Below are 25,413 nucleotides of genomic sequence, written 5' to 3'. Positions count from 1 at the left end.
TATCGGAAGGCGGGCCAACTGCGTGCACGCACATATCGGAGCGGCGGCTTACGCGGCCGCCTGCTGCCATCATACCGGGCTAGGCTGTCGGCCATGAGTTTCACGCAGCCCGCCGCTGCCGCCGAACAGCTCGCCGACCGGCCCGCGTCGCGAATTCCCGCCGACCATCCGGGCGTCGACAAGCTGTTTGCGCTGCTGGCCTACGGCGAGGTCGCCGCGTTCTACCGGCTCACCGACGAAGCCCGGATGTCGCCGAGCCTGCGCGGCCGGATCGCGATGGCCAGCATGGCGGCCGCCGAGATGCGCCACTACGAGTTGCTTCGCGACGCGTTGGCGGCCCGTGGAATCGACGTCGAGCAGGCGATGACGCGGTACGTGTCCGCGTTGGAGAACTATCACCGGCTGACCACGCCCAGCACGTGGCTGGAGGCATTGGTCAAGACCTACATCGGCGACGCCCTGGCCGCCGACTTCTACCGCGAGATCGCCGACGTGCTGCCAGACGAGGTCGCGGACGTGGTACGCGGCGTGCTCGCCGAGACCGAGCATTCACAGTTCGTGGTGGCCGAGGTGCGCGCCGCAGTGGCGGCCAGCGGCAAGCAGCGCAACCGGCTCACGCTGTGGGCGCGCCGGCTGCTCGGCGAGGCGATCACGCAGGCGCAGTACGTGTTGGCCGAGCACGACGACCTGGCCGACCTGGTGGTGTCGGGTACCGGCGGATTGGGCGAGATCACCACGTTCTTCGAGCGGTTGCAGCGCACGCACGCCGAGCGGATGGCCGAACTGGGCCTGGCCTAGCTGGCTCAGCGGTTGCAGGTCGCCGCAATCGTGTTGTAGTCCTGCGCCGCGATGGTCTGGCCGTTGGCGTCGGCGATCGCACAGTTGAGGTGGCTGGCGACGCTCACGGCGGTCACCGAGTTCAGCAACATGTTGCCCCCCGAGACGACCGTCTTCGTCCAGGGCAGCGTGACGTTGAATTCCGTTCGGGGAAGGCCTGTTTCGTCGAGATAAGTGACCGTGACGATGTCGCCGGGCTGACGCGTGCCCGACACGGTGTAGGTGATGGTGCGCGGATCGGTCTGCGGGACGGCAGGGGTCGGCGTCGCCGTGGAGGCGGCCGTCGGTGTCAGCGTGGTGAAAGTCTCTCGGGGTAGCGAGGTGGTGGGCGGCGCCGAGGCCCGCGGTGGCGTCGTCGTCATCGGGGGCGGCGTCGGCGACGGTGCGGCCGCCGACGGAGCCGCCGGTGTGCGCGACGGCTGGATCGTTGCCGACGTGGACGCGGTGTCACCGCCGCGCACGATCCCGATCGCGCCGATCACCGCCAGCACCACCACCACGACGGCCAACACGCCCGCCCAGCGCCACCGCGACGAATCCTCGTAGTACACGATCTCGTCGACATCGCCGGCGCGCTCGTCGAGCTGCTTCGTCGTCGTGTCCCAAGTCATCGCGTGCGTGTTCTTCCCCGTCGGCCTTGGCGCTGGATCGGCCCGATGGTAGTGACGGACGCCGGCCCTTCGACGCGCTTGCGGTACACGTCCGGTTACAGGTTGATGCCGTCTTCGCATACCGCCGAAGGGTTCAACTAGCCTGCTGTCGGGAACGGAGAGCGACGAAAGGGTGCAGCGTGGAGGTCAAGATCGGCATTGCGGAAAGCCCGCGCGAGCTCGTGCTCAACAGCTCGCAGACGCCCGCGGAGGTCGAGGAGCAAGTCCGCGCCGCGTTGGAGAGCGGTTCGCCGGTGCTCGAGCTGACCGACGAGCGCGGCCGCAAAGTGCTGGTGCAGACGTCGAAGGTGTCTTATGTGGAGATTGGGATCGCCGACGTGCGCCGGGTGGGCTTTGGCGGCGCTTGAGCGCTTGCGTGAACGCGCGGCAAGCCGCTACTCAGGAGCGCGTCAGCGGCACGTGTGACAGCCCGCCCCAGGCGAACTGAACGGTCCCTTCGACGGCGTCCTCTTTGGAGATCGGCCGGTCGGCGCCCACCCAATACCGGGCGCAGTCCACGCTGATGCCCACCAGCCCCACCGCGATCATCCGGGCGCGATGAGCTTCCAATCCGGAGTCGCGGCTGATCAGGTCGGCCACGGCATCGGTGCAGCTTTCGGTGGCGACCCGCACCTGTGCGGCCACTTGCGGCTCGGTGACGTAGTCGTTTTCGAAGATCAGCCGGTAGCCCTGGCCGTCGTGCTCGATGAAGTCGAAGAACGCCTGCACCGCTGCGCGCAACCGCTGGCGGTTGTCGGTCGTGGTGCGCAGGGCCTGCCGCACGCCCGATACCAGCTTGTCGACGTGGCGCTCCAGCACCGCCAGGTACAGTTCGAGTTTGCTCGAAAAATGTTGATACAGAACAGGTTTGCTGACCCCGGCTCGGTCGGCGATCTCGTCCATGCCCGCCGCGTGGAAGCCGCGGTCGACGAAAACCTCACTGGCAGCGGCAAGTAACTGACCGCGGCGTTCGTCGCGGGGGAGCCGGTTGCCGCGCCGGTTGCCGCTATGGGCGTTTCCGGTGACGTCGTCGCCTGTGGCGAACGCGTTCCCGCGCCTTTCGGCGGTGTTGGCGAGTTCGCTCATCCCCATCCTCATTCGACCGCTGGTTCAGGAGTCTGACACTACTACCGCCGCCTGCGGTGCGGCGGAAGTGCCACCTGCTTGGGCTGTGACATTCTGTGTTTCGTGACCTACGACCCGGGGCGCCGTGGCGGTCGCGTGCCGGTGCTGCGCAACGAGTGGCGGGAGCCGTTGCGGGCCCAGCGCGACCCGGTGGGGGCCGACTACGGGCGGATCCGGTCGAATCGCGATGGCAGACAACGCTGGCGCAAGCGAACGTGGCTGGGCCGGTTCGTGTCGACGTATGGCTGGCGGGCGTATGCGCTGCCGGTGCTCGCGGTGGTGACGGTGCTGGCGATCGTGCAGGTGCTCGACGGCGACAACAAGTCGGCCGCGCCGCCGCGTGAGGGTCCGGCGCAGACCATCAGCCCCGTCGGCACCGCGATCGTCGGCGCACCACCGAAGGGGCTCACCCAATTCGACGCAAGCCTGCCCACTGGTGTCCTGCCGGACGGCGGCCCCTACACCGAGGCGGGGGCCAAGACGTGGCACGTCGTACCCGGCGTCGAGCAACAGGTCGGTCAGGGCACCACCAAGGTGTTCACCTACACCGTAGAGGTGGAAGACGGCCTCGACACCGCCACGTACGGCGGTGACGAAGGCTTCGCCCGGATGGTCAGCCAGACACTGGCCAACCCTAAGAGCTGGACGCACAATCCCCAGTTCGGGTTTCGCCGGGTCGACGCTTCGGCGCCCGGCAAGCCCGACTTCCGGGTGTCGCTGACGTCGCCGATGACCACCCGGGAGGGTTGCGGGTACGAGATTCCGCTGGAGGCGTCCTGCTACAACCCGGCGTACGGCGCTGACACGCAGCATCGGGTGTTCATCAACGAGGCGCGCTGGGTGCGGGGCGCGGTGCCGTTCCAGGGCGACATCGGCTCGTACCGGCAGTACCTGATCAACCACGAGGTGGGCCACGCGATCGGCTATCAGCACCACGAGCCGTGCGCCGACAACGGCGGGCTGGCCCCGGTGATGATGCAGCAGACGTTCTCCACCGACGACAACGACGCCGCCAAGTTCGACCCCGACACCGTCAAGCCCGACGGCAAGGTGTGCCGCTTCAACCCGTGGCCGTACCCGATCGCCTGACCCCTCGCCTGGGCCAGCGTGCGCGTCTGTGCACCGACACGCCGAGTTCTCTGTACGACGACGCACGCCGGCGCCCGACGACCGTGCGCACGGGTTCGTCGCCGGGAAGCTCTGACCGGCATTCGTCGTTGCTCGGGGTGCCTATTCTGTGGGTGGAACCGCTGATCAAGGAGAACTCGGGTGTCGACAACCCTGCCGCCGCTGGTGGAGCCCGCGGCCGAGCTGACCCGTGACGAGGTCGCGCGCTACAGCCGTCATCTCATCATTCCCGACCTCGGCGTCGCGGGGCAGAAACGCCTGAAGAACGCGCGCGTGCTGGTGATCGGGGCCGGTGGCCTGGGTTCGCCCGCGCTGCTGTATCTGGCAGCCGCAGGCGTGGGCACCCTGGGGATCGTCGACTTCGACGTCGTCGACGAATCCAACCTGCAGCGCCAGATCATCCACGGCCAGTCCGACATCGGCCGGTCCAAAGCCCAAAGCGCCCGCGACTCGATCCACGAGATCAACCCTCTCGTCGACGTCCGCCTCCACGAGTTCCGGCTCGAGCCGTCCAACGCGGTGGAGCTGTTCGAGCAGTACGACCTCATCCTCGACGGCACCGACAACTTCGCCACCCGGTATTTGGTCAACGACGCCGCCGTGCTGGCCGGCAAGCCCTACGTCTGGGGTTCGATCTACCGCTTCGAGGGCCAGGTGTCGGTGTTCTGGGAGGACGCGCCCAACGGCCTCGGCCTGAACTACCGCGACCTGTATCCCGAACCTCCGCCGCCGGGCATGGTGCCGTCGTGCGCTGAAGGTGGGGTGCTGGGGATTTTGTGTGCGTCGATCGCGTCGGTGATGGGCACTGAGGCCATCAAGCTGATCACCGGAATCGGTGAACCGCTGCTCGGTCGGCTGATGGTCTACGACGCTCTCGAGATGAGCTATCGCACGATCAAGATCCGCAAGGATCCCGAGACCGTCAAGATCACCGAGCTGATCGACTACGAGGACTTCTGCGGTGTGGTTTCCGAAGACGCCGCCCAGGCCACTGCGGACTCGTCGCTGACGCCCCGCGAACTGCGTGAGCTGTTGGACTCGGGCAAGAAAGTGGCGCTGATCGACGTGCGCGAGCCGGTCGAGTGGGACATCAACCACATCGACGGCGCACAGTTGGTACCCAAGTCGACGATCGAGTCGGGCGAGGGCCTGGCCATGCTGCCGCAGGACCGGATGCCGGTGTTGTACTGCAAGACCGGCGTGCGTTCCGCGGAGGCACTGGCCGCGGTGAAGAAGGCCGGCTTCGCCGACGCAAAACATCTGCAGGGCGGCATCGTGGCCTGGGCACGTCAGCTCGAACCCGACATGGTGATGTACTGACGACCGTTCTCCTCGATGCTGCGTGCAGATCGCGAAACCGGCGCACATCACGATCTCCGCGCAGTCTCAACGGCGTAACGACGCGTCCGACACGGCTCGGTCACCCGCGGGCCGCAGTCGTTTGCGCAGGTAACCTGACGCCATGATCGTCGAGCGTCCGCCGGAGCATGTGCAGGCGGCGTTCGGGCTGAGCGGATTTCGTCCGGTACCGCTGGGGGCCGGGTGGGAAGGCGGTTTCCGCTGCGGCGAGGTCGTGCTGTCGATGATCGCCGACCACGCCCGTGCCGCCTGGTCGGCGAAGGTGCGTGAAACGTTGTTCGTCGACGGCGTGCGGCTGGCCCGGCCGGTGCGCTCCACCGACGGCCGCTACGTCGTATCCGGCTGGCGCGCCGACACTTTCGTCGCCGGAACCCCGGAGCCGCGGCACGACGAGGTGGTGTCGGCCGGGGTGCGCCTGCACGAGGCCACCGCGAAGCTGGAACGGCCGCGGTTTCTGACGCAGCCGCCGGTGGCGCCGTGGGGCGACGTCGACGTGTTCGTCGCCGCGGACCGTGCCGCGTGGGAGGAGCGCCCCCTGCACTCCTGGCCGTCAGGTGCCCGGGTGTCACCCGGATCTCCGGACGGGCAGCGTTCGCTCGACTTGATCAACCAACTCGCCGGGCTGCGTAAGCCGACGAAGAGTCCCAGTCAGCTGGTTCACGGCGATCTTTACGGCACAGTGCTTTTCGCAGGCACTGCCGCTCCCGGCATCACCGACATCACGCCGTACTGGCGACCCGCGTCGTGGGCGGCGGGCGTGGCCGTGGTGGACGCGCTGTCCTGGGGCGACGCCGACGACGGACTCATCGAGCGGTGGGCGTCGCTACCGGAATGGCCGCAAATGTTGTTGCGCGCGTTGATGTTTCGTCTTGCCGTACATGCTCTGCACCCGCGCTCCACGGCGGCCGCATTTCCCGGTTTGGCCCGAACCGCCGCGCTGGTCCGGCTGATCCTCTAGCTCACCGGCCCGGCCGCGGGCATGTGAGAAGGATGTATCAAGCAGGTCATCGCCTGCAGCGTTGCCGCAACACGGTTTTCCTACCGTGGCCGCATGCTCACCCGGACACGCAGACACGACATCGACAACTGGGACCCCGAAGACCTCGACGCCTGGAACAACGGCGGCGCGAGAATCGCCCGCCGCAACCTGATCTGGTCCGTCATCGCCGAGCACGTCGGCTTCTCGGTGTGGTCCATCTGGTCGGTGATGGTGCTGTTCATGCCCCAGGCCGTCTACCACATCGACCCCGCGGGCAAGTTCTTCCTCGTCGCGGTCCCCACGCTGGTGGGTGCGATCATGCGCATCCCGTACACGTTCGCCGTTACCCGCTTCGGCGGCCGCAATTGGACGGTCTTCTCCGCGTCGCTGTTGTTGATCCCGACGCTGATGACCCTGTATTTCATGGCGCACCCCGGCACGTCGTACACCACCTTCATGCTGGTGGCGGCACTCGCGGGCGTCGGTGGCGGCAATTTCGCCTCGTCGATGACCAACATCAACGCGTTCTACCCACAGCGGCATAAGGGCTGGGCGCTGGGCCTCAACGCGGGCGGCGGCAACATCGGTGTCCCGGTGATCCAGGTGGTCGGCCTGTTGGTCATCGCGACCGTCGGTAACCGGTCCCCGCACTGGGTGTGCGCGGTGTATCTGGTGCTGATCGCGTTCGCGGCAGTGGGTGCGGCGTTGTTCATGGACAACCTCAAGCACCAGAAGACCAATGTGCGCTCGATGGTCGAAGTGATGGCATTCCGCGACTCCTGGCTGATCGCACTGCTCTACATCGGAACGTTCGGGTCGTTCATCGGATTTTCATTCGCGTTCGGCCAGGTGCTGCAGATGAACTTCTTGGCCAGCCTCGCTCACGGCGGCCCGGCCACCGCCGCGATGACCGCCCAGGCGTCGCTGCACGCCGCTCAAATCGCCTTCATCGGGCCGCTTCTGGGCTCGTTGTCGCGGCCGCCCGGCGGCTGGCTGTCCGACCGGATCGGTGGTGGCAAGGTGACGCTGTACACGTTCGTGGCGATGATCGCTGCGGCGGGCTGGCTGGTGGTCGCCGGACGGCTGGACGACGCCACACCCGGTGCGCCTTCCGGCGGCATCATGACCGCCTACGTGATCGGGTTCGTGGCGCTGTTTTTACTGTCCGGGATCGGCAACGGCTCGGTATACAAGATGATTCCGTCGATCTTCGCCGCGAAGGCCCAAAGCCGCGACGACCTGAGCGCGGCAGAAAAGACTGCATGGTCGCGGAGCATGTCCGGCGCGCTGATCGGTATCGCCGGCGCCATCGGCGCACTCGGCGGGGTGGGCATCAACCTCGTGTTACGGGCCTCCTATCTGTCCGCGGCGCACTCGGCGACGATGGCGTTCTGGATTTTTCTGGCCTGCTACGTGGTGTGCGCGACGATCACGTGGTTGGCCTACGTGCGCCGTCCCGCCACTGTTTCCTCGCTCGCGACACCGGAGGTGGTGCCGGCATGACCACGAAACACGTTGTGGTGGTGGGCCACGGCATGGTGGGCCACCGGTTCGTCGAAGCGTTGCGCGACCGCGACGCCGACCGGCGCTGGCGGATCACGGTGCTCTGCGAGGAACCCACGCCCGCCTATGACCGGGTAGCGCTGTCGTCATACGTTGGCACCTGGGATCGCGCCGCACTCGCCCTTCCCGGAAGCGATTACGGCAGCGACGAATTCGTCGACCTGCGCACCGGGACGCGGGCGGTTTCGATCGATCGCCACGCACAGGTGGTCACCACGTCGACCGGTGACGAGCTCGGCTACGACGCGCTGGTGCTGGCCACCGGTTCGTATCCGTTTGTGCCTCCCGTGCCCGGCGGCGACAGCCAGCGTTGCTTCGTCTACCGCACCCTCGACGATCTCGACGCGATCCGCGCGGCGGTGACCCCGGGCGCTGACGGTGTGGTCGTCGGCGGCGGGCTGCTGGGTTTGGAGGCCGCAAATGCCTTGCGCCTGCTGGGCATGAGGCCGCATGTCGTCGAGTTCGGTAACCGACTGATGCCGGCACAGGTCGACGACGGCGGTGGCGCTGTGCTTGCCGGTCTGGTGACGAAGCTGGGCCTGACAGTACACACCGGTGTTTCCACCACCGCGATCGAACCGCGCGACGACGGGCTGACGGCCGCGCTGTCAGACGGTTCGGTGATCGATGCCGGGCTGCTGATCTTCGCCGCCGGTATCCGCCCCCGCGACGAACTGGCCCGCTCATGCGGACTGGCCATCGCCGAACGCGGTGGAGTGTTGACCGATATCACCTGTCGCACAAGTGATCCGTTCATCTACGCGGTCGGCGAGGTCGCGGCGATCGAAGGCCGCTGCTACGGCTTGGTGGCACCGGGATACGCCACCGCCGAGGTGGTGGCCGACCGGCTGCTGGGCGGCACCGCGGAGTTCCCCGGCGCGGACATGTCGACCAAGCTCAAGCTCCTCGGTGTCGACGTGGCCAGCTTCGGTGACGCGCACGCCACCACTGACGGCGCGCTGGAAGTGGTGCTCAACGATCCGACAAAAGGGACCTACGCGAAACTCGTTGTCTCTGACGATGCTTCGACGCTATTGGGTGGCATCCTGGTCGGCGACGCGACCGCATACGGCACGCTGCGTCCGCTCGTCGGGCGCCCACTGCCCGCCGACCCGGCGTCGCTGATTGCCCCGGCCGGCGCCGAGGTCGGAGTGGGCGCGCTGCCCGACGAGGCGCAGATCTGCTCGTGCAACGCGGTCACCAAAGGTGCTATCTGCTCGGCGATTTCAGAGGGCGCCTGCGATGTGCCCGCCATCAAGAGCTGCACCGCGGCTGGGACATCGTGCGGCAGCTGTGTTCCGATGCTCAAGCGGCTGTTGGAGGCACAGGGTGTCGAACAGTCCAAGGCGTTGTGCGAACACTTCAGTCAATCCCGCGCGGAGCTGTTCCAGATCGTCGCCGCTACCGGCATTCGCACGTTCTCCGCGCTGATCGCCAAGTACGGCAGCGGAACCGGTTGCGACATCTGCAAACCGGTGGTTGCGTCGATCCTCGCGTCGACGTCGTCGGACCACATCCTCGACGGCGAGGCCGCCGCGTTACAGGACACCAACGACCACTTCCTGGCCAATTTGCAGCGCAACGGCACCTATTCGGTGGTGCCGCGTCTGCCGGGGGGCGAGATCACCCCGGAAAAATTGATCGCCATCGGCGAGGTGGCCCGCGATTTCGGCTTGTATACGAAGATCACCGGTGGCCAGCGCATCGACCTGTTCGGCGCTCGCGTCGAACAACTTCCGGCGATTTGGAAACGGCTCATCGACGCCGGCATGGAATCCGGCCACGCGTACGGCAAAGCCCTGCGGACGGTGAAGAGCTGTGTGGGTTCGACGTGGTGCCGCTACGGCGTGCAGGACTCCGTGGCCATGGCCGTCGAACTGGAGCTGCGGTACCGCGGGCTGCGCTCGCCGCACAAGATCAAGATGGGCGTGTCGGGCTGCCAACGGGAATGCGCAGAGGCACGCAGCAAGGACGTCGGCGTCATCGCGACCGAAAAGGGTTGGAACCTCTACGTCGGCGGCAACGGCGGCGCCACTCCGAAGCATGCACAGCTGCTCGCCGGCGATCTGGACTCGGAGACGCTGGTCCGCTACATCGACCGCTATCTGATGTTCTACATCCGCACGGCCGACCGGCTGCAGCGCACCGCCGTCTGGCAGGAAACGATCGATGGTGGCCTCGATCACATCCGCGCCGTCGTGTGCGAGGACTCGCTCGGAATCGCCGCCGATCTCGAGGCCGCGATGGCGCGCCATGTCGCCGGCTATTCCGACGAATGGGCCGGTGTACTGGCCGATCCCGCAAAACTGTCGAGGTTCGTGTCGTTCGTCAACGCACCCGACCAAGCCGATCCGACCGTCGTCTTCGACGACAGCGGCCCGCGCAAGGTGCCTGTGTTGTTGGGCACACCGCGATTCGGTGACACGCGCGAAAGGTCGAGTTAATGGCTTCGAAACACGACTTGACTGCAATGGGTTCACAACAACTTCAGCAAGGAGTGGGCACTCATGACCGTTCTCGTTGACGGCCCCCGGACCGCCGACCTAACCACCCGCACGTGGACCGCGGCCTGCCGCCTCGATGAGCTACTGCCCGGCCGGGGTGTCGCGGTGTTGCTTGCCGACGGGCAACAAGCGGCATTGTTTTTGCTGGCCGACGGCACATTGGCAGCAGTCAGCAACATCGACCCGTTCGGCCGGGCCGCGGTGATGTCGCGCGGCATCACCGGCGATCGGCATGGTGAGCCGACGGTGGCGTCGCCTCTGCTCAAACAAGTTTTCTCTCTTCGGGATGGACGCTGCCTCGATGACGAGTCGCGCGCGCTGAAGGTCTACGACGTGCGAGTGACTGATGGAATCGTTGAAATCGCCTGCGAATGAACCGCTGAGAGGGTTCACGATCGGCGTGACCGCGGCGCGACGATCCGAAGAGCTCATCACCCTTCTCGAGCGCCGCGGCGCGACGGTCGTACATGCACCGGCGATCCGGATCATACCGCTGATCGACGACACCGAATTACGCCGCGTCACAGAGCTTCTCATCGCGCAACCACCCGATGTCGTCGTGGTGACGACGGGCATCGGGTTCCGCGGGTGGATCGAGGCCGCGCACGGCTGGGACGTGGCGGACGAGCTTGCTGAAGCGCTCGGCTCGACACGCATCCTCGCGCGCGGGCCGAAGGCGCGCGGCGCTGTTCGTCAAGCCGGCCTGTGTGAGGAGTGGAGCCCGGACTCGGAGGCGTCAGCTGAGGTTCTCGACCGGCTGCTCGCCGACGGCGCCGCCGGATTGCGCGTCGCGGTGCAGTTACACGGCGCAGCGTCGGAGTGGGAACCCAACGCCGACATCTGCGATGCGCTGACCATGGCGGGTGCAGACGTCGTGAAAGTACCCGTCTACCGCTGGGAATCACCGGAGGACAGCCGTCCGATGGACCAGCTGATCGGCATGATCATCAACGCCGACGTGGACGCCGTGAGCTTCACCAGTGCGCCTGCGGCTGCGTCGATGTTGCAGCGAGCCAAGGCCCTTGGATGCGTGAGCGAGCTCGTCGAGGCGCTGCGCGAGCACGTCGCAGCGATCTGCGTCGGCCCGGTCACCGCCGCGCCCCTGCGCCGGCTCGGAGTGCCGGCAACCTACCCGCAACGCTATCGCCTGGGCGCGCTCGCTCGGCTCATCAGCGACGAAGTACCAAGGCGTGCTTCCCATTTCACGGCAGGCGGTCATCGCATCAGCGTGCGCAGCTCGACAGTCGCTGTCGACGGCGAAATCCGAACTCTGCCGCCTGCCGCAATGACATTGTTGCGCCGGCTGATGGCCAATCCTGGATTGGTGGTGTCGCGCGAGCAGTTGCTCGCCCAGCTGCCCGGCGGCGGAGCAGACACGCACGCAGTGGAAACCGCGATGGCCCGGCTGCGTTCGGCACTCGGTGCGCCGGGTGCAATCCAGACCGTCGTCAAGCGCGGCTACCGGCTGGCGATCGATCCGGCCGAATGCTGATCCTCGTCGCGCACGGCACCCGCAGCAGCGCCGGTGTGCAGTCGATCTTCGAGCTGAGTGCCGCGGTAGCACGCCGTGTCGGCGCGGTGCACACCGCGTTCGTCGACGTGCTCGGACCGAATCCCGCTGAGGTGCTTGCGCTCAGCCGAGGTCCCGCGATCGTCGTTCCCGCGTTTCTGGCGGGCGGCTATCACGTCCACACCGACCTGCCTGCGCGGGTTGCCGAAAGTGGTTGTACCGGCGTGTCGGTGCGGCCGCCGATCGGGCCCGACCCCGCGCTGGCGGTTGTGATGCGTGACCGCCTGCGCGAGGCGGGTTGGCATCCTGGCGATGCGGTCGTGATGGCAGCCGCCGGATCGTCAGACCCCCGAGCTGATCGCGACTTGCGCTGTGCTGCAAAGTTATTGGAGCACCACGTCGGCCGAGTAGCGATCGGCTTCGTGGCCACGGGCGCACCACGGGTGGGTGACGTCGTCAATGAGCTGAGGGCCGCGGGGCGACGCAGAGTGTTCGTCGCGTCGTATCTGTTGGCCCCTGGCCTCTTTCACGATCGGCTGGCCGACTGTGGCGCGACCGCGGTGACCGCCCCGCTGGGTTTGCACCCCGCACTCGTCGACCTCGTGGCGGCCCGCTTCGAATGCCGCGACGGTATCGCACTATCGAACGCCGCGCTGGCGCGGGTCTCGACGGTGCAGTCAGAACGTGTGGCGGACGTCGCGTAGCGGCACTCTGCCGTCGACGGCCAGCACTCCTTCGGCGCGCAGCGACGCCAGTTGCCGGGTCCGCAGGTGCGGTGCGGGACGGCCGTCGGCGCGGATCACGCGGTGCCACGGTAGGTCAGCGGAATCGGTGCGCATGATCCAGCCGACAATTCGTGGACTGGAAAGCCCTGCAGCACTGGCGATGTCGCCGTATGTCGCCACCTTTCCCGGCGGTATGGCCGAGACCAGCGCGCGTACCCGTTCGACGTCGGCATCGCTGACAGCCGTCATAGCCGGTGCCGCACTGCCGCCGCGGTGTCGCCGGGCCGGGCCAGCGGCAGCATGTGGTCGCAGTCCACGTCGACGAGGGTGAAGTCACGGCCGAGGCTGTCGTGCAACCCGTGCACCAGCGCGTCTGTGACATACGGTGGCTGCGTCTTGGTGGCACGCATCAGCGTCGTCGGAATACCACTGCGGGGCAAGACAACTGGCCGGGCCAGCTCACTCCAGTAGGACATCATCGCCGGTAGGCTGATCCGCCACCCCACCCGGCCACCGGGCCAGGGCACCAGGTGCTCGTCCAGCTCGGCTTCGAGGTCCTCCGGGGGGACCTCGTGCCACGATCCGGACAGCTTGTCGGCGCGGGCCTCATCGCGGTCGGCGTAGTCGGGGGATGCCAGCATCTCGTCGGCGATTTGGCGCATGCGGCCGCCATCGAGACCGGCCGCGGGGTCGAGCAGCACCAGCGCGTCGATCAGATCGGGCCGCTGTGCAGCCAGGCTCAGTGCGATCGCCCCGCCGAACGAATGCCCGACCGCCACCACCGGATGGCCGCCGTCGGCATCGAGCACGGCTGCCAGTGCGTCGACGTTCGCGTCGATGGTCCACGGCGCGTTCCACGACGAGCGCCCGTGCCCCAACAGGTCCGGCGCGGCGACGGTGACGTCGGCGAGGTGCTGGGTGGCCAACCTCTGCCAGCGCTTGCCGTGTCCGGTCAGCCCGTGGATCGCCAGCACCCTGATCGGCCCGTCGGGTCCGTATCGGTAGACGTGCAGATCAGACATGGCTCGATCCTGCCAAACCGCAACTTGTCAGACCCCCGTGGTGTCATGCCGACATGGCCTCACCGCAGCCGATCATCCACCCCGAAACCCGGGGCCTCGTTCGCCTCGTCGGCGGTCCTGGCACGGGGAAGACCAGCCGGCTTGTCGACGCCGCGGCCCAGCACATCGCGTCCGGCCTGGAACCCGAATCCGTTCTGCTGCTGTGCCCTACGGCGCGGGCGGCCATCAGGGCGCGTCGCGCGCTGGCCGCGGCGCTGACGGGGCAGGGGCCCATGGTGATCCGGGAGCCGCTGGTGCGCACGCTGCATTCCTACGCATTCGCGATCCTGCGGCTGGCCGCACAACGCGCCGGTGACCCGCCGCCACGCCTGGTCACCGGCACCGAACAGGACGGCATCATCCGAGAACTGCTGGCCGGTGACCTCGCCGACGGGCCAGACGCCATGGTGGCGTGGCCCGAGCCGCTGCGGCCCGCGCTCACCACCGCGGGATTCGCCACCGAACTGCGAGACCTGTTGGCACGCTGCGCCGAACGAGGTGTCGACGGACCGCAGCTGCAGCGGCTCGGAAAGGCCTCGGGGCGCCCGGAGTGGGTGGCGGCCGGGCAGTTCGCCCAGCAGTACGAGCAGGTCATGCTGCTGCGGGCCGCAGCGGGCCGGGCCGCACCGCACGCCACGGTTCCGGCACTCGGGGCGGCTGAGCTCGTCGGCGCCGCACTAGAGGCGTTGGCCACCGACCCGGGCCTGTTGGCCGCCGAACGCAGCCGGATCCGCGTGCTGCTTGTCGACGATGCGCAGCACCTCGATCCGCAAGCCGCGCGGTTGGTGCGTGTCATCGCGCAAGGCGCGGCGGTGACCGTTGTCGCGGGAGACCCCAACCAGACCGTATTCGGCTTCCGCGGCGCAGATCCGGCGCTGCTTTCCGGCGAGGACGGCCAGACCGTGACGCTGACGCAGTCGTACCGCTGTGCACCCGCGATCGCCCGCGCGGTGAGCGCGATCGCGGCCCGGTTGCCTGGCAGCGCGCCGGCCCGCGTGATCGAGGGGAGCGGCGACGATCCCGGGTCGGTCGGGGTGCGGCTGGCGCCGTCGGCGCATGCCGAGGCGGCGGTGATCGCCGATGCCCTTCGGCGCGCACACCTGGTCGACGGCATGCCGTGGTCACAGATGGCGGTGATCGTGCGGTCGTTGCCGCATGCGGCGTCGGTGCTGGCCCGTGCGCTCGCCGCGGCCGGTGTGCCGGTGCGTCCCCCGGCGCCCACCACGTCACCAGCTGATCACCCCGCAGTACGTGCGTTGCTCACTGCACTGAGCGCAGCTGTCGACGGGCTCACCGGCGAGCAGGCGCTTGCGCTGGTCACCGGCCCGATCGGCCGAATCGACCCGGTGTCGCTGCGGGCATTGAGACGCTGCTTGCGCCGTCACGAAATCCATGTCAGCTCAACGCGATTCGAGGAACTGCTGGCCGACGCTCTGACTGGTGATCCGGCACACCTGCCCGCGGCATATGCGCCGGCGCTGCGCCGGGTACGGGGCGTCGTGGACGCCGCATCCCGTGCCGCTGGGCAGGATCCTCGCTACGCGCTCTGGCAGGCATGGAGCCGGTCAGGCCTGCAGAGACGATGGTTGCAAGCCAGAACACGCGGCGGCACCACGGCAGCGCAGGCTGACCGCGACCTCGACGCTGTCACCACACTTTTCGACATCGCCGACGGCTACGTCGCCAACACCCCGGGCGCGACGGTGCGGGGGCTCGTCGACCACGTCAACACGTTGGCACTTGCTCCTCCGGAGCGGGAACCGCTCAGTGAGCCCGAGAGCGTCGCAATCGTCAGCGCACACGCGGCCCTGGGGCGTGAGTGGGAATTCGTGGTGATCGCAGGCCTTCAGGAAGGCTTGTGGCCCAACGCTATTCCGCGTGGCGGTGTCCTGCGCACGCAGCAACTCCTCGACGTCCTCGATGGTGTCGCCGGCACGGCGTCGGCCCGGGCGCCGGTGCTGGCGGACGAGCGTCGCCTGCTGATATCCGCGCTGGGCCGGGCGCGGAGGCGGCTGCTGATCACGGCCGTCGACAGCGACGGTGACGACGCCAGCGTGCCGTCGACGTTCGTCGACGAACTCGAGCAACTCGTCGACGTCGACGACCAACTGGCCGCCATCGCTCCCCGATTGCTCGCACCGGCGGCGCTCGTGGGCAGGTTACGTGCGGTGGTCTGCGCACCCGAGGGCACAGTGGACCATGGGCGCCGGCGTTACGCCGCAACCCAATTGGCGCGGCTCGCCGCCGCCGGGGTGCCAGGTGCCGACCCGTCGACCTGGTACGGGCGGACATCCGTCAGCACTGATCAACCGGTCGTCGACCCCGACGGCCACCCCGTCACCGTGTCGCCGTCGACCGTCCAGACGCTCACCGACTGCCCGCTACGGTGGCTGCTGGAGCGTCACGGCGGCGCCAACAGCCACGACGCGCGGTCGGTGCTCGGCTCTGTGGTGCACACGCTGATCGCCGCCGAGGGCAAGTCCGAGGCGCAACTCGTCAGCGAGCTCGAGAACATCTGGGATGCTGTGCCATTCGAGTCGCAGTGGCATTCCCGCAACGAGCTCGCTCGCCACCGCGCGATGCTGTCGGCCTTTTGCCAGTGGCGCGCACAGAGCCGACGCGAGTTGACGGTCGTCGCCACCGAAGTCGAGGTCGACGGCGTGCTGGCCAGCCCGCACCCGGACCTGCCCGACGTCCGGGTGCGCGGCCGCATCGACCGCCTGGAGCACGATGCGGCCGGCCGGCTGGTGATCGTCGACATCAAGACCGCAAAACGCGCCGTTTGCAAGGACGACGCCCAACGGCATCCGCAGCTGGCGACATACCAGCTCGCGGTCGCCGAAGGCCTCATGCCAGCAGAGGGTCAGCCCGGCGGCGGCAGGCTCGTTTACCTCGGCAAACCGGGCGTCGTCGAACGCGACCAGGACCCGCTGACCCCGGACACGCAGCAGCAGTGGCGACGCGCCGTGCACCAAGCGGCGGCTGCAACCACCGGCCCCACATTTCTCGCCCGAGTCAACGACAGCTGCGGCCACTGTCCCGTCCGCTCCAGCTGCCCGGCCCTGGGCGCATCGCCCGCGAACGGAGGACGGATCGGATGACGCCGCAGCACAGCCCTGCCGAACTCGCACAAGCACTGGGCTTGCCGACACCTACCGACGAGCAGGCCGCGGTCATCGCCGCGCCGCCCGGCCCCCTGGTGGTGATCGCCGGCGCCGGCGCCGGCAAAACCGAAACCATGGCCGCGCGCGTGGTGTGGCTGGTCGCCAACGGCTTCGCCGACCCCGGTCAGGTGCTGGGGTTGACGTTCACCCGCAAGGCCGCCGCGCAACTGCTGCGCAGGGTCCGCTCACGGCTGTCGCGCCTGGCGGGCGCGGGTCTGGCAGTGGGGACACCGGTCGCACGCACGCGAGCCGCCGCGGACGCGGAGCCGCCGACCGTCAGCACCTACCACGCCTTCGCCGGCGCCCTGCTGCGCGACCACGGGTTGCTGCTCCCGCTCGAACCCGATACCCGGCTGATCAGTGAAACGGAGTTGTGGCAGTTGGCCTTTCGGGTCGTCTGCGACTATCCGGGCGACCTCGACACCGACAAGGCCCCGGCCGCGGTCACCTCGATGGTGCTCAGACTGTCCTCGGCGCTGGCCGAACACCTCGTCGACACCGACCAGCTGCGCGACACGCACGTCGAACTCGAACGGCTCGTGCACACGCTGCCGGCAGGGTCTTACCAACGTGACCGCGGTCCCAGCCAATGGCTGTTGCGCATGCTCGCCGTGCAGCACGAACGCACCCAACTCGTGCCGCTCGTCGATGCGTTGCACGCTCGCATGCGCGCCGAGAAGGTTATGGACTTCGGCCAGCAGATGGCTGCTGCCGCACGGCTCGCGGTGGCACATCCCGAAGTCGGCGAGCAGTTGCGGCGCCGGTTTCGCGTCGTGCTGCTCGACGAATACCAAGACACGGGTCACGCCCAGCGCATCGCGTTGTCGTCATTGTTCGGCACAGGGGTCGACGACGACCTCGCCCTGACTGCCGTGGGTGATCCGATCCAGTCGATCTACGGCTGGCGCGGCGCGTCGGCCACCAACCTGCCGCGGTTCGCCACGGACTTCCCGCGCGCCGACGGCACGCCGGCGCCCACATTGGAACTGCGCACCAGCTGGCGCAATCCACCGCGGACACTGCATCTGGCCAATGCGGTGTCGGCCGACGCGCGGCGCCGTTCGGTGGCGGTACGCACACTGCGGGCGCGCCCGGACGCGCCTGCCGGCACGGTTCGGTGTGCACTGTTGGACACTGTGCACGCCGAACGTAACTGGGTGGCCGAGCACCTCGCCGCCCGCTATCACGGAGCGAAAGCGGTTGCGGCCCAGCCTCCCACGGCCGCAGTGCTGGTACGGCGCAACGCCGACGCCGCCCCGATGGCCGAGGCCCTCACCGCACGCGGCGTGCCCGTCGAGGTGGTGGGACTGGGCGGGTTGCTCGGCGTGTCTGAGGTTGCCGACGTCGTCGCGATGCTGCGGCTGGTTGCCGATCCCGCCGCCGGCCCGGCGGCCATGCACGTGCTGACGGGTCCGCGCTGGCGGCTCGGCGGTAAAGACATCGCGGCGCTGTGGCGCCGAGCTACAGAGCTCGACGGTCAGGCTGCGCCGGTGTCACTCGACCAGCTCGTCGCACAGGCCGCGCCGGATGCGGACACCGCCTGCCTCGCCGACGCGATCTGCGACCCCGGCCCGCCGCACGGCTACTCGCCGGAAGGCTATCGACGCGTCGTCGCACTCGGCCGCGAACTGACCGCGTTACGAAGCAAACTCGACTACCCGCTGCCCGATCTCGTCGCTGAGGTCCGCCGGACGCTCGGTGTCGACGTCGAAGCCAGGGCAGCGCGCAGCGTCGACGCCGGCTGGTCGGGCAGCGAGCATCTTGACGCGTTCGCCGACGTGGTCGCCGACTACGCCGACCGGCCCAACGCGTCGGTGCCCGGGCTCCTGTCCTACCTCGACGCCGCCGCGGCCGTTGAAAGCGGTTTGGCGCCAGCCGATGTCGCAGTTTCTCGTGACCGCGTGCAGGTGATGACTGTGCATGCCGCCAAAGGGCTCGAATGGCAGATCGTGGCGGTCCCGCATCTCAGCGCACGCGTCTTTCCGTCGACGGCCTCCGCGCGTACCTGGCTGACCGACGCCGCGGATCTGCCGCCGCTGCTGCGCGGCGACCGCTCGGCCGACGGCGTGCTCGGCGTGCCGGTCCTCGATACGGGCGCCGTGACCAATCGAAAGCAGCTGTCGGACACCATCAATGCGCATCGCCGCCAACTCGAGCAGCGCCGGGTCGACGAAGAACGCCGACTACTGTACGTGGCGATCACCCGCGCGGAGGACACCCTGCTGTTGTCCGGCTACCACTGGGGCCCGTCGGCCGCCAAGCCTGCCGGACCGTCGGAGTTCCTCACCGAGCTCAAAGACATCATTGAGAAGTCCGCAGCCGACGGCGAGCCGTGCGGCGTGATCGAACACTGGGCGCCGTCCCCGGCCGACGGCGACCCAAATCCATTGCGCCAGGCTGTGATCGAGGCCGTCTGGCCCGCCGACCCTCTCGGAGGCCGACGCGCAGACGTCGAACGCGGTGCCGCGCTGGTGTCCGCGGCTATCGACACACCGACGGAATCCAGCACCGACCCGGAGGGGTGGGCGGCCGATGTGGACGCGCTGCTCGCCGAGCGAGCCCGCATCGAAGCGCCGCCGAAAGCCGTCCTGCCCCCCGAAATCTCCGTGAGCAGCCTCGTCGAGATGGGCCGCGACCCGGTCACTGCGGCCCAGCAGTTGCTTCGCCGGCTGCCCAAGCGGCCCGATCCGAATGCATTGCTGGGCACTGCTTTCCACGAATGGGTGCAGCGTTTCTACGGCGCCGAGCGGCTTTTCGACCTCGACGACCTACCTGGTGCGGTCGACGCTGCAGCAGCCGATGCGGAGAAGCTGACCGAGCTGCAGGACGCGTTCATCGCGTCGCCGTGGGCGTCGCGCTCACCGCTCGATGTCGAAGTGCCGTTCGAGATGACCGTCGGTCAGACCGTCGTGCGCGGCCGCATCGACGCGGTGTTCGCCGATGCCGACGGAACAGAGACCGTGGTGGATTGGAAGACCGGCGAGCCGCCGAGCACCGAGGCCGAGCTTGCGCAGGCAGCCGTGCAGCTGGCGGTTTACCGGTTGGCGCGGGCGGCGTTACGCGGCTGCCCGCAACACCGAGTGCGCGCCGCGTTCCATTACGTGCGCTCGGGCCGCACCGTCCGCCCCGACACCCTGCCCGGGGCCGCGGAGCTCAACGCGATTCTGGTGCAAGCTCACGACGGCGAACGCCAGACTTTGAGCGCCTGAACGATCATCGGAATCTGCAGCGGCAGCCGGGCGATCGCCACCGCCCGCATCGGCCACGGCTTGCTCCAACAGAGCCGGACCATGTTGACGTTGGCGGGAAACACCGACACGAACAGCGCTGCGGCCACCAGCCCGCCCGCCCTGCGCGTGCGGGGCACCAGCAGCAGCGCGCCCGTCGCCAACTCCGCCATCCCCGAGGCGTAGGTGTAGAACCGGGCCGAGCCGGGCAGCTCGGCCGGCACGATCGAGTCGAACGGTTTCGGCGCAACGAAGTGCAGGGTGCCCATGCCGAGCAGCATCGAGCCCATCCGCGTCGCACGCGTGGCGGCAGGGTTGTCGTCGGTCCGTGTCATGAGAGCATTGTGCCCGTGCGGACCGGCCCAGACGGGAACCGAATCATGACGGGTCAGCGTGGCCAGCAGTAAGTTGAGGCGCTTGGCCAGCGCCGACGACGCCCTCACTTCACGACCGGATGCCGCATTGGTCGACGTGCTGCGCATCCCGGAGAAGTTCGTCAGCCCGGGACAGCGGATCTTCCGGCGGGTGGTGTACGCGGCGCTGGCGTTGTTCGCGGCGGTGCTGATCGTGTATCTGGACCGCGACGGCTATCGGGACGGCGGACAAGGCAACCCGCTGTCGTTCCTCGACTGCTTCTACTACGCGACGGTGTCGCTTTCGACCACCGGTTACGGTGACATCACCCCGGTCACCGAATCCGCCCGACTGGTCAATGTCCTGGTGATCACCCCGCTGCGGGTGGCCTTCCTGATCGTGCTGATCGGCACCACCGTCGAGACGCTCACCACGCAGTCCCGCCAGGCCCTCAAGATCCAGCGATGGAGGAAAAGAGTGCGTAACCACACCATCGTGATCGGCTACGGCACGAAGGGCAGGACAGCGGTCGACGCGATGATCGGCGACGGCACTCCGGCCGGCGAGATCGTGGTCGTCGACACCGACCAATCCGTGTTGGAACAGGCCGCCACCAACGGGCTCGTCACCGTTCACGGCAACGCCAGCAAGTCCGACGTGCTCCGGCTCGCCGGCGCTCAGCACGCCGCCGCGATCGTCGTCGCCACCAACCGCGACGACACCGCGGTCCTCGTCACGCTCACCGCCCGCGAACTCGCCCCCAAGGCCAAGATCGTCGCGGCGGTGCGAGAAGCCGAAAACCGCCATCTGCTGCGGCAATCCGGCGCCGACTCGGTGGTGGTGTCGTCTGACACCGCCGGCCGGCTGCTCGGTATCGCGACGTCCACCCCGAGTGTCGTGGAGATGATGGAAGACCTGCTCACCCCTGAGGAAGGGTTCGCGATCGCCGAGCGCGAGGTGGAGCGTAAGGAGGTCGGCGGCTCGCCGCGGCACCTGTCCGACATCGTGCTCGGCGTGGTCCGCAACGGCACGCTGCTGCGCGTCGACTCGCCGGAAGTCGATGCGCTCGAGCCGGGGGATCGGCTGCTGTACGTGCGCAGTGTGGAACGCAGCTGATCTTGAAGCTACGCAACGTCCCCTTGCTCGCCCGCGTCGGCGCCGACCGAGCCGACGCTGTTCGCACGGATGTCGACGCTGCGGTGGCCGGGTGGCCGAATGCCGCTGTGCTGCGGGTGGATTCGCGCAACCAGGTGCTGGTCTCCGAGGAGCAGGTGGTGCTCGACAGCGCTCTCGGATTCGGTGACAGGCCGCCGCAGGAGGCGGTGTTCCTCGGCCGGCTGCCGGACGGTCGGCACGTGTGGGGCATCCGCGCGCCGCTGGCCCATGACGATCACGACGGCGCCGAGGTCGTCGATCTGCGCCGCGGCGGACACCTCTTCGACGACGTCAGCGCCCAACTCGTCGCCACCGCGACCGCGCTGCTGAACTGGCATGACAACGCTCGGTTCAGCCCGGTCGACGGCGCCCCCACCAAAGCCGTCAAGGCCGGCTGGGCGCGCGTCGACCCGGTCACCGGCCACGAGGAATACCCCCGCATCGACCCGGCGGTGATCTGTCTGGTGCACGACGGCGCTGACCGCGCGGTGCTGGCCCGCCAAACCGTCTGGCCCGAGAGGTTCTTCTCGCTGCTGGCCGGATTCGTCGAAGCCGGTGAGTCGTTCGAGTCGTGTGTGGTCCGCGAGATCGCCGAAGAGATCGGATTGCATGTGCGCGACGTGCGCTACCTGGGCAGCCAGCCCTGGCCGTTCCCGCGGTCGTTGATGGTCGGCTTCCACGCGATCGCCGACCCCGACGAGCAGTTCTCCTTCAACGACGGCGAAATCGCCGAAGCCGGCTGGTTCAGCCGCGCCGAGGTCCGCGACGCGCTCGAACACGGCGACTGGACCAGCAGCTCCCATTCACGGCTGCTTCTGCCCGGATCGATTTCGATCGCCCGCGAGATCATCGAATCCTGGGCCTACGCAGACTAATTCGCCAGCTGCGCCAGCTTCTGTTTGACCTGCGCCGCACTCGGATTGGTCATCGTGGAGCCGTCGGCGAACTTCACGGTGGGCACCGTGCGGTTGCCGCCGTTCACCGAGCTGACGAACTGCGCAGCAACCGGGTCCTCTTCGATGTTGATCTCCTCGTAGGCGATCCCGTCGGCCTTCAGCATCGTCTTCAACCGCACGCAATAGCCGCACCAGCTGGTGGTGTACATGGTCAACGGCACAGATGTCATAGCCAGATCTAACCAATCGTCACGCGCGGCGATTCCCGCGCCATGGTGTCGGGGCGTGCTGCCATGATGGGCACCATGCCGACGGTCCGGACCAGTGGCTCTTCGCCCGAGAGGCTCATCGGTGCCAGTGGCTCTTCGCCCGAGAGGCTCATCGGTGCCAGTGGCTCTTCGCCCGAAAGGCTCATCGCTGCCGACCTCGACGATGAGCAGCGCGAAGCCGTGCTGGCGCCGCGCGGACCGCTGTGCGTGCTTGCCGGTGCCGGCACCGGCAAGACCCGCACCATTACCCGCCGCATCGCGCACCTGGTCGCGGCCGGACACGTCGCACCCGGGCAGGTCCTGGCTGTGACATTCACCCAGCGCGCCGCAGGGGAGATGCGCAACCGGCTGCGCGAGCTCGACGACGGGGTGGGCACCGGCTCGGTGCAGGCCGTCACCTTCCACGCCGCGGCCCGCCGCCAGCTGAACTACTTCTGGCCACGCGTGGTCGGCGATGCCCGCTGGGAGCTGCTGGACAGCAAGTTCTCCGTCGTGGCGCACGCCGCCTCCCGGATGGGGCTGCAGGTCTCCGCTGACGACGTGCGCGATCTCGCCGGCGAGATCGAATGGGCGAAGGCATCGCTGATCACTCCGGAGGGATACGCGGACGCGGTCGCCGACATCGGACGGGACACCCCGCTGGACGCCGGCAAGGTCGCCGCGGTGTACGCCGGCTACGAAGCAGCCAAGACCCGCCGCGACGGCGTGATGCTGCTCGACTTCGACGACCTGCTGCTGCACACCGCCGCGGCCATCGAGAACGACGCCGCTGTCGCGCAGGAGTTCCGCGACCGGTACCGCTGCTTCGTCGTCGACGAGTACCAGGACGTCACTCCGCTGCAGCAACGTGTGCTTGCCGCCTGGCTGGGGGAGCGCGACGACCTGACGGTGGTCGGCGACGCGAACCAGACCATCTACTCGTTCACCGGCGCCACGCCACGCTTCCTTCTCGAGTTCTCCCGCCGCTTTCCGGACGCCACCGTGGTCCGTCTCGAGCGCGACTACCGGTCCACCCCGCAAGTCGTATCGCTCGCCAACCGGGTGATCGCAGCCGCGCGTGGCCGCGTCGCAGGCAGCAAGCTGCACCTGATCGGGCAACGCGCCCCCGGGCCGGTGCCGTCGTTCTCCGAACATTCCGACGAGGTCGCCGAGGCGGCTGCCGTTGCGTCGAAAATCAAAGCGCTGATCCAGGCCGGCACCCCCCCGTCAGAAATCGCGGTGCTGTACCGCATCAACGCCCAGTCCGAGGTGTACGAAGAGGCGCTCACCGAGGCCGGCGTTCCGTTCCAAGTCCGTGGCGGCGAAGGGTTCTTCACCCGCCAGGAAATCCGGCAGGCACTCGTGGCGCTGCATCGCGTCGCCGAGCGCGGCGCCACCGGCGAGCTCGGCCCGCTGGTGCGGGCGCTGCTCGAGCCGCTCGGTCTGACCGCCACCCCGCCGGCCGGCGCTCGGGCGCGGGAGCGTTGGGAGGCGCTCGGCGCGCTCGCCGAACTCGTCGACGACGAGGTCGCCCGCCGACCCGACCTGGACCTGTCCGGGCTGCTGGCCGAGTTGCGCATACGCGCCGACGCCCGCCATCCCCCCGTGGTCCAAGGGGTGACGCTCGCGTCGCTGCATGCCGCCAAGGGGCTGGAGTGGGATGCGGTGTTCTTGGTCGGGCTGGCCGACGGCACACTGCCCATTTCGCATGCCCTCGCCCACGGCCCCGACAGCGAGGCCGTCGAAGAGGAACGCCGACTGCTTTATGTCGGAATCACAAGGGCGCGAACGCATTTGGAGCTGAGCTGGGCGCTTTCGCGCACCGCCGGCGGTCGGCAGACCCGGCGGCCGTCACGGTTTCTGGCCGGCATTGCGCCGCAGACACCGTCCGACACCGCGGCCCGCAAGCCGCGGCGTGCACGCGGGTCGGCGCCACGCTGTCGAATCTGCAACGCCGCGCTGTCGGCACCCACCGCGATCATGTTGCGCCGCTGCGAGAAATGTCCCGCCGACATCGACGAAGAACTGCTCAAGCAGCTCAAAGAATGGCGGCTGCGCACCGCCACCGCGATGGATGTGCCGGCGTTCGTGGTGTTCACCGACAACACGCTGATCGCGATCGCCGAACAGCTGCCCGCCGATGACCACGCCTTGGTGGCGATCCCGGGCATCGGCGCGCGCAAGCTCGAACAATTCGGGCCCGACGTGCTCGCGCTCGTCCGCGCCCGCAGCGCATAACCGCAGGTCAAAAATTGGTTGTCGACGGATACTGCTACCCTTTACCCTCAAACGCGGGCGTGTGGCGCCCACGATTCATCCGTAGCTGATGACGAGAGGAGGAGCCCGATCATGTTGAGCATCAATGCGTTCGCGGTAGGCATGCGCGTTGTCGGCGCTGTTCGGGATCTTCCGGCCGGCACCTGGACCGCGCACGCCGCCGCGTCGGCGCATGCGGCGGCGGCGCCCGCGCGCAAGCGCCGCACCGCCGCGACTGCCGGGTTCGTGGACGGGAGCACCATCTAGCAGCTCCCACACCCAAGGCCACGGACCCGCAGACAGCAAGGATCCGTGGCCTTCTCGCTTTTACGGGCACCTGGTCACAGATCCGCCAGCAGACAACGACGGACTACGACCAGGAAGCAGGAATTGGACATGTCGCTCTCGACGTGTCGGGAGAGAAGGCCCGAACTGCCTTGTCATGCAGGCGATCCCGACTTGTGGTTCGCCGACAACCCCGCCGACCTCGAACGCGCCAAGCAGCTGTGCGCCGGCTGCCCGATCCGTCGTCAGTGCCTACAGGCGGCGCTGGAGCGAGAAGAGCCGTGGGGTGTGTGGGGCGGCCAAATCTTCGAGCGGGGCACCATCATCGCCCGCAAGCGCCCGCGCGGACGGCCGCGAAAGGATGCCGAGGCGGCGTGACACCTTCGA

24 protein-coding genes are annotated in these 25,413 nt (G+C 68.3%); 17 read left to right on the top strand and 7 right to left on the bottom strand.

Features of this window, described 5'->3' with window-relative positions:
- Positions 1–93: 93 nt before the first annotated feature.
- Positions 94–798 carry a ferritin-like fold-containing protein gene (locus AC5Y4N_RS12260; RefSeq protein ID WP_499907781.1) on the top strand — a complete coding sequence of 235 codons (705 nt, stop codon included), beginning with the start codon at positions 94–96 and terminating at the stop codon, positions 796–798.
- Between the two features lie 5 nt (positions 799–803).
- On the opposite strand, the gene AC5Y4N_RS12255 is transcribed toward AC5Y4N_RS12260, so the two are convergent.
- Positions 804–1,448: an MmpS family transport accessory protein gene (locus AC5Y4N_RS12255; RefSeq protein ID WP_499907782.1), complete on the bottom strand. Its 645-nt coding sequence runs from the start codon at positions 1,446–1,448 to the stop codon at positions 804–806.
- Positions 1,449–1,627: 179 nt separating this feature from the next.
- Here AC5Y4N_RS12255 and AC5Y4N_RS12250 point away from each other — a divergent pair, with 179 nt between their 5' ends.
- Positions 1,628–1,855 (top strand): DUF3107 domain-containing protein, encoded by a 228-nt coding sequence (locus tag AC5Y4N_RS12250; RefSeq protein ID WP_499907783.1) that lies wholly within the window; start codon positions 1,628–1,630, stop codon positions 1,853–1,855.
- A 31-nt stretch (positions 1,856–1,886) separates the two neighbouring features.
- On the opposite strand, the gene fasR is transcribed toward AC5Y4N_RS12250, so the two are convergent.
- Positions 1,887–2,573 carry an HTH-type transcriptional activator FasR gene (gene fasR, locus AC5Y4N_RS12245; RefSeq protein WP_499907784.1) on the bottom strand — a complete coding sequence of 229 codons (687 nt, stop codon included), beginning with the start codon at positions 2,571–2,573 and terminating at the stop codon, positions 1,887–1,889.
- Between the two features lie 102 nt (positions 2,574–2,675).
- Between fasR and AC5Y4N_RS12240 the strand changes: the two genes are divergently transcribed.
- The 8 genes from AC5Y4N_RS12240 (at position 2,676) to AC5Y4N_RS12205 (ending at position 12,359) form a co-directional block, all read left to right on the top strand.
- On the top strand, positions 2,676–3,701 hold the full coding sequence (locus AC5Y4N_RS12240) for a DUF3152 domain-containing protein (protein ID WP_499907785.1): 1,026 nt from the start codon (positions 2,676–2,678) through the stop codon (positions 3,699–3,701).
- 180 nt (positions 3,702–3,881) lie between these two features.
- On the top strand, positions 3,882–5,060 hold the full coding sequence (gene moeZ / locus AC5Y4N_RS12235; protein ID WP_499907786.1) for an adenylyltransferase/sulfurtransferase MoeZ: 1,179 nt from the start codon (positions 3,882–3,884) through the stop codon (positions 5,058–5,060).
- Positions 5,061–5,202: 142 nt separating this feature from the next.
- Positions 5,203–6,057 carry a TIGR02569 family protein gene (locus tag AC5Y4N_RS12230; protein ID WP_499907787.1) on the top strand — a complete coding sequence of 285 codons (855 nt, stop codon included), beginning with the start codon at positions 5,203–5,205 and terminating at the stop codon, positions 6,055–6,057.
- 48 nt (positions 6,058–6,105) lie between these two features.
- The gene (locus AC5Y4N_RS12225; protein ID WP_499908065.1) at positions 6,106–7,581 is read left to right on the top strand and encodes a nitrate/nitrite transporter; all 1,476 of its coding nucleotides are present in this window, start codon (positions 6,106–6,108) and stop codon (positions 7,579–7,581) included.
- Positions 7,578–10,085 carry a nitrite reductase large subunit NirB gene (nirB, locus tag AC5Y4N_RS12220; protein ID WP_499907788.1) on the top strand — a complete coding sequence of 836 codons (2,508 nt, stop codon included), beginning with the start codon at positions 7,578–7,580 and terminating at the stop codon, positions 10,083–10,085. The genes AC5Y4N_RS12225 and nirB overlap by 4 nt, the downstream gene beginning before the upstream one ends.
- 63 nt (positions 10,086–10,148) lie before the next feature.
- A complete protein-coding gene (nirD, locus tag AC5Y4N_RS12215; RefSeq protein WP_499907789.1) occupies positions 10,149–10,520 on the top strand; it encodes a nitrite reductase small subunit NirD in 372 nt (123 codons plus the stop codon).
- Complete coding sequence (locus AC5Y4N_RS12210) at positions 10,492–11,637, top strand: uroporphyrinogen-III synthase (RefSeq protein WP_499907790.1); 1,146 nt, start codon at positions 10,492–10,494, stop codon at positions 11,635–11,637. Before nirD ends, AC5Y4N_RS12210 begins: the two co-directional genes overlap by 29 nt.
- Positions 11,631–12,359 (top strand): sirohydrochlorin chelatase, encoded by a 729-nt coding sequence (locus tag AC5Y4N_RS12205; RefSeq protein WP_499907791.1) that lies wholly within the window; start codon positions 11,631–11,633, stop codon positions 12,357–12,359. Before AC5Y4N_RS12210 ends, AC5Y4N_RS12205 begins: the two co-directional genes overlap by 7 nt.
- On the opposite strand, the gene AC5Y4N_RS12200 is transcribed toward AC5Y4N_RS12205, so the two are convergent.
- Positions 12,333–12,629, bottom strand: coding sequence for an MGMT family protein (locus tag AC5Y4N_RS12200; RefSeq protein ID WP_499907792.1), 297 nt, complete (start codon positions 12,627–12,629; stop codon positions 12,333–12,335). The genes AC5Y4N_RS12205 and AC5Y4N_RS12200 overlap by 27 nt on opposite strands.
- Positions 12,626–13,402, bottom strand: a complete 777-nt coding sequence (locus AC5Y4N_RS12195) for an alpha/beta fold hydrolase (protein ID WP_499907793.1) — start codon at positions 13,400–13,402, stop codon at positions 12,626–12,628. The genes AC5Y4N_RS12200 and AC5Y4N_RS12195 overlap by 4 nt, the downstream gene beginning before the upstream one ends.
- A gap of 53 nt (positions 13,403–13,455) precedes the next feature.
- Between AC5Y4N_RS12195 and AC5Y4N_RS12190 the strand changes: the two genes are divergently transcribed.
- Together AC5Y4N_RS12190 and AC5Y4N_RS12185 are read left to right on the top strand one after the other, a co-directional pair.
- Entirely contained in the window at positions 13,456–16,542 is a 3,087-nt protein-coding gene (locus AC5Y4N_RS12190; RefSeq protein WP_499907794.1) for an ATP-dependent helicase, read from the top strand.
- Entirely contained in the window at positions 16,539–19,814 is a 3,276-nt protein-coding gene (locus tag AC5Y4N_RS12185; RefSeq protein WP_499907795.1) for an ATP-dependent helicase, read from the top strand. The genes AC5Y4N_RS12190 and AC5Y4N_RS12185 overlap by 4 nt, the downstream gene beginning before the upstream one ends.
- Here the strand turns inward: AC5Y4N_RS12185 and AC5Y4N_RS12180 are convergent.
- Entirely contained in the window at positions 19,781–20,167 is a 387-nt protein-coding gene (locus AC5Y4N_RS12180; RefSeq protein WP_499907796.1) for a DoxX family protein, read from the bottom strand. The two genes, AC5Y4N_RS12185 and AC5Y4N_RS12180, sit on opposite strands and share 34 nt — an antisense overlap.
- A 73-nt stretch (positions 20,168–20,240) precedes the next feature.
- Between AC5Y4N_RS12180 and AC5Y4N_RS12175 the strand changes: the two genes are divergently transcribed.
- Positions 20,241–21,302, top strand: coding sequence for a potassium channel family protein (locus AC5Y4N_RS12175; RefSeq protein WP_499908066.1), 1,062 nt, complete (start codon positions 20,241–20,243; stop codon positions 21,300–21,302).
- A 2-nt stretch (positions 21,303–21,304) separates the two neighbouring features.
- Positions 21,305–22,216: an NAD(+) diphosphatase gene (gene nudC / locus AC5Y4N_RS12170; protein WP_499907797.1), complete on the top strand. Its 912-nt coding sequence runs from the start codon at positions 21,305–21,307 to the stop codon at positions 22,214–22,216.
- Here nudC and AC5Y4N_RS12165 read toward each other — a convergent pair.
- Both AC5Y4N_RS12165 and AC5Y4N_RS12160 read right to left on the bottom strand, forming a co-directional pair.
- On the bottom strand, positions 22,213–22,467 hold the full coding sequence (locus AC5Y4N_RS12165) for a mycoredoxin (RefSeq protein ID WP_499907798.1): 255 nt from the start codon (positions 22,465–22,467) through the stop codon (positions 22,213–22,215). The two genes, nudC and AC5Y4N_RS12165, sit on opposite strands and share 4 nt — an antisense overlap.
- Positions 22,468–22,475: 8 nt before the next feature.
- Positions 22,476–22,652 (bottom strand): hypothetical protein, encoded by a 177-nt coding sequence (locus AC5Y4N_RS12160; protein WP_499940509.1) that lies wholly within the window; start codon positions 22,650–22,652, stop codon positions 22,476–22,478.
- On the opposite strand from AC5Y4N_RS12160, the gene AC5Y4N_RS12155 reads away from it, so the two are divergent.
- From AC5Y4N_RS12155 to AC5Y4N_RS12145, 3 genes are all read left to right on the top strand, one after another.
- Positions 22,585–24,723, top strand: a complete 2,139-nt coding sequence (locus tag AC5Y4N_RS12155) for an ATP-dependent DNA helicase UvrD2 (protein ID WP_499940507.1) — start codon at positions 22,585–22,587, stop codon at positions 24,721–24,723. The two genes, AC5Y4N_RS12160 and AC5Y4N_RS12155, sit on opposite strands and share 68 nt — an antisense overlap.
- Before the next feature lie 111 nt (positions 24,724–24,834).
- Entirely contained in the window at positions 24,835–25,008 is a 174-nt protein-coding gene (locus AC5Y4N_RS12150; protein WP_499907800.1) for a hypothetical protein, read from the top strand.
- 129 nt (positions 25,009–25,137) lie between these two features.
- The gene (locus tag AC5Y4N_RS12145) at positions 25,138–25,404 is read left to right on the top strand and encodes a WhiB family transcriptional regulator (protein ID WP_499907801.1); all 267 of its coding nucleotides are present in this window, start codon (positions 25,138–25,140) and stop codon (positions 25,402–25,404) included.
- Positions 25,405–25,413 lie beyond the last annotated feature (9 nt).

It is taken from the genome of Mycobacterium sp. NGS19 (assembly GCF_059813155.1).
This window is presented reverse-complemented; position numbering and strand designations above follow the sequence as displayed.